This window comes from Aquipuribacter aurantiacus, from assembly GCF_051216895.1.
GTDB lineage: Bacteria > Actinomycetota > Actinomycetes > Actinomycetales > JBBAYJ01 > Aquipuribacter.
This window is the reverse complement of the sequence record NZ_JBPKAO010000008.1, coordinates 180,403-192,130: the sequence shown is the minus strand read 5'-3', so window position 1 is coordinate 192,130 and position 11,728 is coordinate 180,403. Positions and strand designations below refer to the sequence as shown.

The following is an 11,728-nucleotide window of genomic DNA, read 5'->3' as shown; positions in this document are numbered from 1 at the left end:
GACCCCGATCTGATCCCACAGCGGGGCCTCCGCCCCGGCTCAGGGCCGGCAGGACCTCACGAAGCGCGCGAGGTCGGCGCTCTGGGCCAGCCGGGACTCCTCGTGCAGGTACATCATGTGACCGCTCGGGTAGTAGAGCGTCTCGACCCGCTCCCGGGCCGAGGCCGGCACCCGCAGCTGGGCCACCGTGTCCTCGGCCGCCGCGAACGGCGTCGCCCCGTCGTAGAGCCCGCACGCCACGTGCACGCGCAGGAACTCGTTGCGCCGCAGCAGGGCGCCCAGGTCCTCGGTCACGCTCACCGACCGGCCCTCGAACTCCTTGTAGCTCCACGGGTGGACCAGCTCGCTGAGCACCTTGTAGGGCAGGTCGTTGCGGTAGCCGAGCTCGGTGCTGACGTAGTGCAGGAACGCCGCCGTGTACGGCCCGCCGGTCGCGGTGATGAACGGGTCGACGGCCATCTTCTCCCGGCCGTAGTCGTCCTCGTACCCGACGAAGCGGCCGTCGAGGCGGCCGATCACCTGACGCCGGTGCCGCAGCAGCTCGGTGTAGAAGCGCATGTGCTCCACCCGGAGGTCGACCCGGTCGAGGAAGTCCTCGCTCAGCCCGGTCAGCTCCGAGCAGCGAGCCACCACCCGGGCCCGCTGCTCGGGGTCGAGGCGGGCTCCCGCGGCGAGCGCGGCGGCGTAGTCGCCGCGGGCGAACTCCTGTGCGGCGCTGATGTGCTCCTCCACGGGCACGCCGTCACCGGCGACGCCGTGGAAGTGCGCGAGGGCCGCGTACGTCGGCAGGAACCCGACGTAGGGACGGTCGTCACCGGGGTGGAACCGGATGGTCCCCATGTCCAGCACCATCGAGATCAGGGCGACCCCGTTGACGGGCATGTGGTGACGTTCCTGCAGGTGGGCGGCGACGGCGACCGCGCGCAGGGTGCCGTAGGACTCCCCGGCGAGCAGCTTGGGTGACAGCCACCGGTCGTTGCGGGTGGTCCACAGCCTGATCAGCTCCGCGACGGACTCCACGTCACCGGTGAACCCGTGGAACTCGGTGGCCTTGCGGCCGGAGCGGACGCGCGACCAGCCCGTCGACACCGGGTCGATGAACACCAGGTCGGTCTCGGCCAGCAGCGTCTGCTGGTTGTCGGCCAGCCTGCCCGGCGGCGGCGCCAACGAACCCGCGTCGCCCATGACGACCCGGCGGGGTCCCAGCACCCCCAGGTGCAGCCACACGCTGGACGCGCCCGGCCCGCCGTTGAACACGAACGTGACGGGACGGGTGGTGTCGGGGTCACCGTCCTCGGCCAGGACCTCGTAGCTCGTCACGGCCATCTCGGCGACGGCGGTGTGGCCCTCGAAGCCGTCCTTGCCGGTCACCTCCCGACGCACCACCAGCCGGCCCGTCCGGGCCCGGTAGTGCAGGTCACGGGGGTCGGCGGACGCGTCCGTGGGGTCGACGACCTGCATCCGGTGCTCGGTCGTCACCAGGTCGTCCGTCGGCTCCTCCGCCGCCGGTGCGCCGCTGTCGTCCCGCGCCGTGCCCGGCTTCGTCGTGCCCGTCGGGGCCTTCTCGTCCGCTGCGTCGTCCGCTCTGTCGCTCACGGCGCCACCCTACGAGCGGGGAGCCCTACGATCTCGCGGGTGCCCCTGCCGCCCACGACGCCGTCGCCGCCCGAGCTGCCGGGCTGGACCCACCGGTTCTCGGGGAAGGTGCGCGACGTCTACGCGCCCGCCTCGCCCCACCCGGCCGGTGACGTCCTGCTCCTGGTGGCCAGCGACCGGGTCAGCGCCTACGACCACGTCCTGCCCACGCCGGTGCCCGGCAAGGGCGCCGTGCTGACCGCGCTCAGCCGGTGGTGGTTCGACCGGCTGGCCGACCTCGTCCCCAACCATCTCGTGGACGCGCCTCCGCCCCGCGAGGTCGCCGACCGGGCCGTGGTGGTCCGGGCGCTGGACATGGTCCCGGTGGAGTGCGTGGCCCGCGGCTACCTGTCGGGCTCCGGGACGGAGGAGTACCGGGCCGGGGGGGCGGTGTGCGGGGTGCCGTTGCCCGCCGGGCTCCTGGAGGGCTCGCGGCTGCCTGAGCCCGTCTTCACCCCCGCCACCAAGGCGGCCGTCGGTGACCACGACGAGAACGTGACGTTCGAGGCCGTCGTCGATCGGGTGGGTCACGAGACCGCGGAGGACCTGCGCCGCATCACGCTGGCCGTCTACGCGCGGGCCGCGGAGGTCGCGGAGCAGGCCGGGATCCTGGTCGCCGACACCAAGCTCGAGCTCGGTCGGCTCCCCGACGGCGACGGGACCCTGGTGCTGGGCGACGAGGTCCTGACCCCCGACTCGTCACGGTTCTGGCCCGTGGCCGGCTGGCAGCCGGGCCGGACGCAGCCGAGCCTGGACAAGCAGGTCGTCCGGGACTGGCTGACCTCGCCGGCGTCGGGCTGGGACCGTGCCGGCGACACCCCGCCGCCGCCCCTGCCGGACGAGGTCGTCGAGCGGACGGCGGCCGGCTACCGCGAGGTCTACCGGCTTCTGACCGGTTCCGACCTCTAGCCGCACCCCCGCGGGAGGGCGTCCTCAGGTGGTCAGGACCCCGTCGTGGGCGGGGTCGTGCACCGCGGCGCCGCCCAGGTTGCGGACGTGCGCGAGGTAGACCTCCCGCCGCTGCGGCTGCAGCAGCGCGTCGTGGACCGGCACCACGACCCGCGGGGCCACGGCGCGCACGAACTCGACCGTCTCCGAGACCTTGGCCCACGGGGCGTTGAGGGGCAGGGCGAGCACGTCGACGTCGTCGGGCACCGCGTCGTAGGAGTCGCCCGGGTGGAACAGCGACGTCCCGCCCGCCCGGAGCACGAGCCCGACGTTGCCGATGCGCGGGATGTCGGGGTGGATCTCGGCGTGGCGGCCGCCCACGACGTCCAGGTGGATGCCGCCCCACTGCCTGCGGTCCCCGACCTGCAGCACCGCGGGGGTGCCGCCGGCCTGCTCGACGACGTCGGCCGCGCCGGCCTCGGCGTGGATCGCCCCGGGACCACCGTGGTGCTCCAGCAGCGGCACGAGCTCCGGGTCGAGGTGGTCGGGGTGGGCGTGGGTGACGAGGACGGCCAGCAGGCCGTCGGTGTCGCCCAGGTGGGCGTCGAGACCGGGGGAGAAGACGCCCGGGTCCAGCAGCAGCGACGTGCCGTCGTGGGTGACGCGCAGGCAGGCGTGGCCCAGGTGCTCGATGTCCATGCCCCGTCCTACCGCAGCGTCGCCCGCCGATCCAGACCCGCGCGCGGTGGCGGGCCGGTGCGCCTGGTGCGCGGCCGGGCGCAGCCCTTACCGTCGACGGGTCAGGTCCGGCGCAGCCGACGTCCCCCGAACCCTGCGAGGAGCCACCCGCGATGCNAGCGTCGCCCGCCGATCCAGACCCGCGCGCGGTGGCGGGCCGGTGCGCCTGGTGCGCGGCCGGGCGCAGCCCTTACCGTCGACGGGTCAGGTCCGGCGCAGCCGACGTCCCCCGAACCCTGCGAGGAGCCACCCGCGATGCCCCACCCCCGCCCCGACGCCGAGCTTCTGCTGGCCACCCGCACCGGGCTGCACGCCGTGGCCGAGGGGGTGCTGGCCGGCCCCCAGCACCGCAGCTCGGGCACCATCCGGCTCTCCGCGGCTCCCGGGGCCATCGAGACCGTGGCCGAGCCGCGCCTGCGGCTCACCCCCAGCACCGTCTCGGGTCCTGCCGGGGAAGCGTCGCTGCTGGGCGCGACCAGCGTGATGGCGCTGGGCGCCGCGGTGGGCGTGCAGGCCGGTCCGCCCGACGGCCTCTACGGCGACACCTCCGGGGTCGAGGTCGACCAGGCGCTGTCGATCGACGCCGACACCGCGACCGCGCTGATGGACTGGTTCGCCGTGGGGGCCGCAGGCCTGCTGACGTTCGCGCCCGACGAACGAGCGGTGCTGTGGCCCGAGCACTTCGACCTGGCCATCACCCTGGACGGGGTCAACTACGGCGTCTCGCCCGGCGACGCGTTCTCGCCCGTGCCCTACGCCTACGTCGGACCGCACACCAGGGTCGAGGACCCGTTCTTCGACGCCCCGTTCGGGGCGGTCCGCACCTGGGAGCAGACCCCGGACGCCGCGAGCCTCGCCGCGTTCTTCGCGGAGGGGCGGGAGCGGTCGCAGGCCGTGGACGCCGGGGCCTGACCGTCATGCGTCGTAGCCCGATGCATCGCGTCGCGATACATTGCGGCGGTGCCTGCGCCGCTGGGAGACGTCCCGTACCTGGTGCTGGCCGCCCTGTCGGGCGGGCGGCGCCACGGCTACGACGTCGTCCGCGTCGTCGGCTCGTTGACCGAGGGCGCCGTGACGCTCGGGGCCGGGACGCTCTACGGGGCGCTGGACCGGTTGGTGCAGGCGGGACTCGTCGCGCCCGACGGTGAGGAGCACGTGGCCGGTCGGCTGCGGCGCTACTACCGGCTGACCGAGACGGGCACCACGGTGCTCGACGCCGAGACGGCCCGCCGGGAGCAGGTGGTCGTCGCGGTCCGAGGGCGGTTGCGGGCGACGGGTCGGGACGGCGAGGCGTGGGGGAGCGCATGACCGAGCAGCAGGACCAGGACGCCTACGAGGCCGACGCGCGCCGGTGGCTGCGGGTGTACCCGCCGCGCTGGCGGCGGGCGCGGGAGGACGAGGTGGTGGGGGTGCTGCTGGACCTGCGGCCCGCCGGCGACGTGCGGCTCACGGCGCGGGCGCGGCTGGACCTGCTGCGCGGGTCTCTGGCCTACCGGTGGCGCACGCACCCGCCGCTGCTGGAGTGGTTGCTGTGGCGCTGGTCGGGCGAGCTGCCGGGACCGGCATATGACGACTGGGTCGCCGACGACGTCAACGGCCGGCTCCGGACGGTGCGGGACACCTGGCTCGGTCACGCCGGGGTGATCGCTGTGGGGTGCTTCCTGGTGGTGTCGGACCTGGGTCGTGACATCACCCTGCTCTCCCTCGCCCCGCTGGGGGTGGGCCTCCTGATGTCGACCTTCTCGTTCCCCAGGCGGGGCTCCGTGCTGCAGAGCCTGCGGCGGAGGGAGCAGCAGCACGCGCTGGCGGCAGGCTTCGACGGGTCGGTGCCGTGGCGTCGTCGGGCCCGCGTGGCCTGGGACGGCTGGGTGCTCCGGCCCCTGGCCGGGCTCGCCGCCGGGTCGGTGATCGCCCTCCCGTTCGCGGTGCGGTGGTGGCTGGACGGTCGCCCGGGCCTGGCCCCGGACGCCCTCCCGCTGCCGATGGACCGTTGGCTGCTGCTCGTGTGTGCGCCGCTGGCCCTGCTCGGCGTCAACTACCTGCTGAGGCTGCTCGCCGTCGATCGGCGCACCCCGGTGCGGCTGGCCACCCGGCCCGATCAGCCATGGCGGGAACCGGTCCGTCGCCCGCCGGCACCGCTGGTGCTGGCGATGTCGGTGGGCGCCGGTCTGGTCCCCGTCCTGGCGGCGGCGCTGCCGGTCCTGGTGACGGCCGTCCCGCAGGTGGTGACGTCGCCGCCCGGCAGCCCGGGGGCGGACGCGGTGGCCAACGCCGCCGGTCTGTCGACGCTGGGGCTGGCCCTGCTGGTGCCGGCGCTCGTCCTGGCTCCCGCCATCCTGCGGCTGCACCTGCTGGTCGTCCGGGGGGTGCGGGTCCGCCCCGGACCGGCACCCGCCCTGGTGGACGTGTGGAGCCTGCGCGGCGGTGACCGGGTCCCCGTCGACCCCCCGGTGCTGCTGGGCGCGGGCCGCTGGGCCGAGCCGTCGGCCGGCCGGGGCGACCCGGGCCGACCCGCCGGACCCGGGCCCGGCCACCACTAGGCTCGGTCTCATGCCGCGCCTCGTCGTCGACGTCATGCCCAAGCCGGAGATCCTGGACCCGCAGGGCGCCGCCATCACCCACGCCCTGGGACGGCTGGGCTACACCGGCCTGGCCGAGGTGAGGCAGGGCAAGCGGTTCGAGGTCGTGGTCGACGTGGCCGACGAGGCCACCGTCGCCAAGGTGCGCGAGGCCGCCGAGACGATGCTCAGCAACCCCGTCATCGAGGACGTGGTCTCCATCCGCGTGGTCGAGGACCCGGAGGAAGGCGCCCGGCGGTGAGCCGCCCCGCGGGTCCGGCGGCGGAGCCCGACGCCCGGCCGACCCACATGGTGCGGGAGATCGCCGAGCAGCCGGCCGCGCTCGCGGCCACGTTCGAGGCGCTGCTGCCGCTGCGCGAGGACCTGCGGCGCATGTTCGAGGGCCGCCGTCACGTCATGTTCGTCGCGCGCGGATCCAGCGACAACGCCGCCGTGTACGGCCGCTACCTGCTGGGGGCCCACGCCGGGGTGCGCGGGTCGATGGCCGCGCCGAGCCTGGCCACCCACTACGGGCCCGACGGCCACGGGGCCGAGCTCGACCTGGACGACACCCTCGTCGTCAGCGTGTCGCAGTCCGGCGCCACCGAGGAGATCGTCGCGACCCAGCAGTGGGCGGCCCGTCGGGGCGCCGCCACGGTCGCCGTGTCCAACATCGCGGGCTCGCCGCTGCTGCGCACGGCGGACCTGGCCCTGCAGACCCGGGCCGGGCCGGAGCTCGCCGTCCCGGCCACCAAGTCCTACCTGGCCCAGCTGGCCGCCATGGTGGTGCTGGGGACGGCGCTCGCGCCCGACCCGACGTCGCTGGACGCCGACATCGCCCGGGTCCCGGACGTCGTGGCCCGCCTCGTCGAGGAGCAGCAGGGCGTGGACCAGGCCGCGGCCGCCCTCAGCGCGAGCCGCCACCCGCTGGTCAGCGGACGCGGGCTGCTCATGGGCACCGCGCTCGAGGTCGCCCTCAAGCTCGAGGAGACCTGCCTGCGCCCCGTGCGCGGGTTGTCCTACGCCGACCTGCGGCACGGCCCGATCGCCGTGGTCGACGACGACGTGCTCGCGGTGCTGGTGTCCGCGGCGGACGGCCCGCTGACCGGGGCGATGACCGAGCTGGCGCGGGAGCTGCGCGACCGCGGGGCGCGGACGGTCGGGGTGGGCGGCGACGCCGCGTTCGCGGAGGCGGTGGACGTGGCCGTGGCGGGGCCCGACCTGCCCGAGTCGCTGGCCCCGCTGGGCACCGTGGTCCCGCTCCAGCTGGCCATCGAGCGGGCCGCCCGCGTGCTCGGCCTGGACCCGGACGCCCCGCGCGGGCTGCGCAAGGTCACCCGCACCGACGCCTGAGCGGACGGCCAGGCCTCGGCACGGGTGCCGGGACGTCCGGTGCGTACCGACCAGCGACACGGCATGCGGGGTCGACGGCCACGGCCGCCCGCAGGGGGGGACCGGTGTCGCCGGTCGGTACGGGGTGACGGCTCAGGCGGCGAGCGGGGCCCGGACGGGCAGCTCGCTGCCGGTGAGCAGCACCTGCACCGCGCGGTCGTCGCGCTGGTTGAGCACCAGCGGCGCCAGCAGGTTGGCCGTCGTGCCTGCGGCGTCCTCGCCGGCGGTGAGCACCACGAACAGCAGCGCGTCGCCGGCCCCGGTCAGCCCCAGCAGGTCCACGTCCTCGTCGGACAGGACGGGCGCGTAGCCGGGGAAGAAGGCCCACGGCGCGGCCAGCAGCAACGACACCGCGCCGTCGAGGGACTCCAGCGAGAACAGCACGCCGGAGGACTCGAGCCCCCGCAGCCGGTACTCGCTCACCCCGGGCAGGCCCGGCAGGGGGTGCACCAGGTGCACCAGGCGTGCCTCGTCGGACGGCGGGCCGTCGGTGGTCGCGCTGTCGCTCATCGGCCCAGCCAAGCACGTCATCGCAGGAAGTCCAGCAGCGTGGGCTGGAGCACCCGGGCGGTGGCCCCGAGCGCGGCCTGGTAGGCCGTGGACTGCAGCTGCAGCTCGAGGATGGCCTTGGGCAGGTCGATGTCCTCGATCTGCGACTGGGACGAGCGCAGCGTGATGGCCGCGTCCTCCGCCTTGAGCTTGAGGTTCTCCAGCCGGTTGGTGCGGGCACCGACGTCCGACGCGGCCCCGAGCAGGCTCTCCAACGAGTCGTCGAGCTCATCGAGCCGACCGGCAGCGGGCTGGCCGGTGGCCAGGTCGGCGATGATCGCGTCGATGCGCGCGACGACGCTGTCGGCCCCCTCGCCGAAGGCGGCGCGACCGTCCACGTCGACCCGCACCACGGACTCGGCGCCGATGCGACGCTCCACCGTCCCGGTCGCGCTGCCGACGTAGGCGCCGGTGGCGTCGAACGCGCGCGGCCCGTCGGTCGTGCCCCCGAACACGGGGCGGCCCAGGTACTGCGTGTTCGACAGCTCGACCAGACTGTCCCGAACACCGCGCAGCTCGGCGGCGAGGGCGTCGCGGCCGGGCTGGCCCAGCGCACCGTTGCCACCCTGGACCGTGAGGTCGCGGGCCCGCCGGATGGCGGCCGACGACAGCTGCAGCGCGTTGTCGGCGGTGTCCAACCACGAGATGCCGTTCTCGGCGTTGCGCACGTACTGCGCCGTGGCCGCGCGTTCGGCCTTGAGCTGCATGATGTCGTTGGCCCCGATGGGGTTGTCCGACGGGCGGCTGATCTGCTTGCCGCTGGACAGCTGCTCCTGCAGCTGGGACGAACGACCCAGGGACGCCTGCAGGTTCGCATACGTCGTGTCGGCCATCGAGCGTTGCGTGATCCGGAACATCAGCGACCCACCAGTCCAGTGCGGTTGATCAGGGTGTCGAGCGCCTGGTCCACGGCGGTCAGCATGCGCGCCGACCCCTCGTAGGCGCGCTGGAACATGACCATGTTCGTGAGCTCCTCGTCGATGTCGACGCCGGAGACGGACTCGCGGGCGGCCATGACGTCCCCGACGACGACCGCCTGGGCGGTCGAACGGCGGTTCGCGGCCTGGGTCTGCGCACCGACGTCGGCGACGAAGCGGCGCCAGCCGGAGTCGGGGGAGCCGACCTGCTGGCCGATCCTGCCGAGGCGGTCGGCGACCGTGGCGTCCAGCGGTCCGCTGCCGGGAAGGGCCGCGGCGACGTGGTCGGTGTCGGTGACGGCCACGGTGAGGCCGGCGGCGGTGGTGCCGGTGAAGAACTCCCGGCCGTCGACGCCGTCCAGCCCGGCGCCGGTGACGTGCACGGCGTTGACCTGGGTCGCGACATCGGCCGCGGTGGCGTCCAGGGAGTCCATGACGCCCGGCCAGGTGGTGTTCAGGCCCACCAGGACGGCGCCGATGCGGCCGCCGGGCACGTCGACCGCGGAGCCGGCGAGCCCGGTGACGCCCACGGCGCCCCCGGCCCGGACCGCGGCCAGGTCGTCGGCGCCGCCGGCTCCGACCGCCAGCGGCGTGGAGCGCTCGCCGCGCACGATGGCGGTACCGCCGACGAACACGTCGACGGTGCCCAGCTCGCCGGTGCGGACGGTGCCGCCGGTGAGCTCGCTGAGGCGGACCACGAGGGCGTCGCGCTGGTCGAGCAGCTCGTTGGGGGCCTTGCCCGCCGCGGTCGCCTCGCGGATCGCGGCGTTCAGCTCCCCGACGGCGGCGGAGGTGTTGTTGACCTCTTCCACCGCGAGCCGCAGCGCGCTGTGCTGATCGTTCCACGCCTGGTCCACGCCGGCCGCGGCGGCGCCCAGGGAGTCGGTGACACCCCGCGCGGCCTGCAGCACCTGGGTGCGGGCGGCCTCGCTGCCGGGGTTGTTGGCCAGGTCCTGGAAGGAGGCCCACATCGTCGACAACCGGGACGTCAGCCCGGTGTCACCGGGCTCGCCCAGCGAGACCTCCAGACGGGCGTAGGCCGTGCGCTCCACGTCCATGAACTGCGCGGTGGAGCGCTCGGTCCGGACGCGGGTCGCGACCAGCTCGTCGGTGACGCGCTGCAGGTCCGTGACCCGCACGCCCGTGCCAGGGCCGTCCCAGCGCGAGAACAGCGCGGCGCCGGTGGACGTCGGGTTGGTGGGGTCCATGACCACGCGCTGGCGCGAGTAGCCGGGGGTGTTGGCGTTGGCCACGTTGGCCCCGGTGGTGTCCAGGCCGTAGCGCTGGGCCACCAGCCCGGACAGGGCGGTGTGCAGTCCTGCAAAGCTCGACATCAGAGTGCCTCGTCCACGAGTCGGCCCGCGCTCTGGCGGGGAAGGGTGCGGGATGCGGCCGGTCCGTACGTCTGGGCCGGCTCCTCGACCGAGGCCAGGGCCTCGCTGAGGCCGACCATGCCCTCGTGCAGCAGGCGGCGGTTGGCCTGCGCCAGCTCGGTGATCTCGGCCGTGAGGGTGAGGAAGGCGTCGCGGTGCGACAGGAGCATGGCGGAGTAGGGCTCGGGGGCGCTGCGGGCGATGGCGATGAGCGAGGGGCCGGCGGGCAGCCCCAGCTCCATCGCGACGACGTCGGTCTCCAGCGTGCGGACCCGCTCGGAGTCCCGGATCTGCTCCAGGACGGCCTCCACCTCCCGGGTGGCGTGCGCGAGCCAGCGGGCCCGGCCCGAGGCCAGCACCAGCTGCTCCTCCTCCAGCTTGAACAGCAGGAGCTCGAGGAGCTCACGTTCGCGCCACAGGATCCGGCAGAAGTCCGCGAGTGCCACTGGTACACCTCCCTTGGCGCCACCTGGGAGGGGCACCGAGCACGACGACGGCCTCACCGTCGTTCCCGGTGCTGTTCGGCGCGGGCGGGCGTGATCTGAGTGGTGTCGTCCGATCGGAGGACCCGTGCTCCGGGCATCACCCGTCCGGCCCACGACGTCGCCCGTTCGGCCCCTCAAGCGTCACCGGGACCGCGACGACGAACTGCGGGTGCCGAGCCATCCCTTCGCCGCCCTCCTCATGCCGGGCGCCCCCGCCGACGAGCCGTCGGCGTCCGACGTGGACGTCGATGCCCTCGTCGTCGCCAACCTGCCCCTGGTGGGCCACTGCGTCGGCGAGGTGATGTCGCGGGTCCCGTCGCACGTGGACCGCGACGACCTGGCCGGCGCCGGTGTCGAGGGGCTGCTGCAGGCCGCCCGCTCCTGGCGCCCCGACACCGGTGTCCCGTTCACCGCGCACGCCCGTACCCGCGTCCGCGGGGCGATCGTCGACGAGCTCCGCGCGACCGACTGGGCCAGCCGCGGGGCGCGCTCGCGGGCGCGCCAGGCCGCCGACACCACCGAGACCCTGACCGCGACCCTGGGCCGCACCCCCAGCGTGGACGAGGTCGCGGACGCCATGGGGGTCGCGCCGTCCCACGTGCACCGGGTCCGCGCCGAGACCCACCGCTCGTACCTGACGAGCCTGGAGGAGGTCGACGCGTCGCCCGACTCCTCCCGCAGCGTGCAGGACTCGCTGCGGGACCCCGGGATGTCGCCGGAGGACCACGTCGTCCTGGCCGAGCACCTGGGCCGGCTGCGCCGTGCCGTCGACCTGCTGCCCGACCGCGTCCGCGAGGCCGTCCGTGGCCACTACCTCGACGAGGAGCCGATGGCGTCGATCGCCGTCCGGCTGGGCGTCACCGAGTCGCGGGTGTCCCAGCTGCGGGCCGAGGGCGTCGCCATGCTCCGCGTGGCGCTTGAGCAGGTCGCCGCTGGCGACGTCACGGCGCCGGCGCAGGCCCCGGCCTCGCGCCCGGCCGCCTCCCTGCCTGTCCAGGGCGGTCGCGTCCCCAACCGGCGCGAGGCCGTCTACGCGGCCGCCGTCGCGTCCGCCGCCGACTCCCGGACCAGCATCGGGGTGGGTTCCGCCGTGCTCAGCGGCGTGCTCTCCCCCCGCGTTGCTGCGACCGGGTGACACCACCACAGACCAGGGCCTGATCCTCAGGTCCGGACCCGCACGACCGATCCACAAC

13 protein-coding genes are annotated in these 11,728 nt (G+C 74.9%); 7 read left to right on the top strand and 6 right to left on the bottom strand.

Annotated elements, in window-relative coordinates; translation table 11 throughout:
* Positions 1-39: 39 nt before the first annotated feature.
* The gene (locus ACR80Q_RS12700; RefSeq protein ID WP_435377992.1) at positions 40-1,596 is read right to left on the bottom strand and encodes a S10 family peptidase; all 1,557 of its coding nucleotides are present in this window, start codon (positions 1,594-1,596) and stop codon (positions 40-42) included.
* A gap of 39 nt (positions 1,597-1,635) precedes the next feature.
* Between ACR80Q_RS12700 and ACR80Q_RS12695 the strand changes: the two genes are divergently transcribed.
* On the top strand, positions 1,636-2,544 hold the full coding sequence (locus ACR80Q_RS12695; protein ID WP_435377991.1) for a phosphoribosylaminoimidazolesuccinocarboxamide synthase: 909 nt from the start codon (positions 1,636-1,638) through the stop codon (positions 2,542-2,544).
* Between the two features lie 24 nt (positions 2,545-2,568).
* On the opposite strand, the gene ACR80Q_RS12690 is transcribed toward ACR80Q_RS12695, so the two are convergent.
* Positions 2,569-3,222: an MBL fold metallo-hydrolase gene (locus ACR80Q_RS12690; RefSeq protein ID WP_435377990.1), complete on the bottom strand. Its 654-nt coding sequence runs from the start codon at positions 3,220-3,222 to the stop codon at positions 2,569-2,571.
* 294 nt (positions 3,223-3,516) lie between these two features.
* On the opposite strand from ACR80Q_RS12690, the gene ACR80Q_RS12685 reads away from it, so the two are divergent.
* Genes ACR80Q_RS12685 through ACR80Q_RS12665 form a run of 5 tightly spaced genes read left to right on the top strand, consistent with a single transcriptional unit; the run spans position 3,517 to position 7,172 of the window.
* The gene (locus ACR80Q_RS12685; RefSeq protein WP_435377989.1) at positions 3,517-4,173 is read left to right on the top strand and encodes a hypothetical protein; all 657 of its coding nucleotides are present in this window, start codon (positions 3,517-3,519) and stop codon (positions 4,171-4,173) included.
* A gap of 48 nt (positions 4,174-4,221) precedes the next feature.
* Positions 4,222-4,569, top strand: coding sequence for a PadR family transcriptional regulator (locus ACR80Q_RS12680; protein WP_435377988.1), 348 nt, complete (start codon positions 4,222-4,224; stop codon positions 4,567-4,569).
* Positions 4,566-5,801 (top strand): hypothetical protein, encoded by a 1,236-nt coding sequence (locus ACR80Q_RS12675; protein ID WP_435377987.1) that lies wholly within the window; start codon positions 4,566-4,568, stop codon positions 5,799-5,801. Before ACR80Q_RS12680 ends, ACR80Q_RS12675 begins: the two co-directional genes overlap by 4 nt.
* 10 nt (positions 5,802-5,811) lie before the next feature.
* Positions 5,812-6,081, top strand: coding sequence for a phosphoribosylformylglycinamidine synthase subunit PurS (purS, locus tag ACR80Q_RS12670; protein WP_435377986.1), 270 nt, complete (start codon positions 5,812-5,814; stop codon positions 6,079-6,081).
* Positions 6,078-7,172: an SIS domain-containing protein gene (locus ACR80Q_RS12665; RefSeq protein ID WP_435377985.1), complete on the top strand. Its 1,095-nt coding sequence runs from the start codon at positions 6,078-6,080 to the stop codon at positions 7,170-7,172. Before purS ends, ACR80Q_RS12665 begins: the two co-directional genes overlap by 4 nt.
* A 132-nt stretch (positions 7,173-7,304) precedes the next feature.
* Here ACR80Q_RS12665 and fliW read toward each other — a convergent pair whose 3' ends face one another.
* Genes fliW through flgN form a run of 4 tightly spaced genes read right to left on the bottom strand, consistent with a single transcriptional unit; the run spans position 7,305 to position 10,496 of the window.
* Positions 7,305-7,721, bottom strand: coding sequence for a flagellar assembly protein FliW (fliW, locus tag ACR80Q_RS12660; protein ID WP_435377984.1), 417 nt, complete (start codon positions 7,719-7,721; stop codon positions 7,305-7,307).
* 17 nt (positions 7,722-7,738) lie between these two features.
* Complete coding sequence (gene flgL, locus ACR80Q_RS12655) at positions 7,739-8,617, bottom strand: flagellar hook-associated protein FlgL (protein ID WP_435377983.1); 879 nt, start codon at positions 8,615-8,617, stop codon at positions 7,739-7,741.
* Complete coding sequence (gene flgK / locus ACR80Q_RS12650) at positions 8,617-10,011, bottom strand: flagellar hook-associated protein FlgK (RefSeq protein WP_435377982.1); 1,395 nt, start codon at positions 10,009-10,011, stop codon at positions 8,617-8,619. Before flgK ends, flgL begins: the two co-directional genes overlap by 1 nt.
* Positions 10,011-10,496: a flagellar export chaperone FlgN gene (flgN, locus tag ACR80Q_RS12645; RefSeq protein ID WP_435377981.1), complete on the bottom strand. Its 486-nt coding sequence runs from the start codon at positions 10,494-10,496 to the stop codon at positions 10,011-10,013. The genes flgK and flgN overlap by 1 nt, the downstream gene beginning before the upstream one ends.
* A 208-nt stretch (positions 10,497-10,704) precedes the next feature.
* Between flgN and ACR80Q_RS12640 the strand changes: the two genes are divergently transcribed.
* Complete coding sequence (locus ACR80Q_RS12640; protein WP_435377980.1) at positions 10,705-11,670, top strand: sigma-70 family RNA polymerase sigma factor; 966 nt, start codon at positions 10,705-10,707, stop codon at positions 11,668-11,670.
* Positions 11,671-11,728 lie beyond the last annotated feature (58 nt).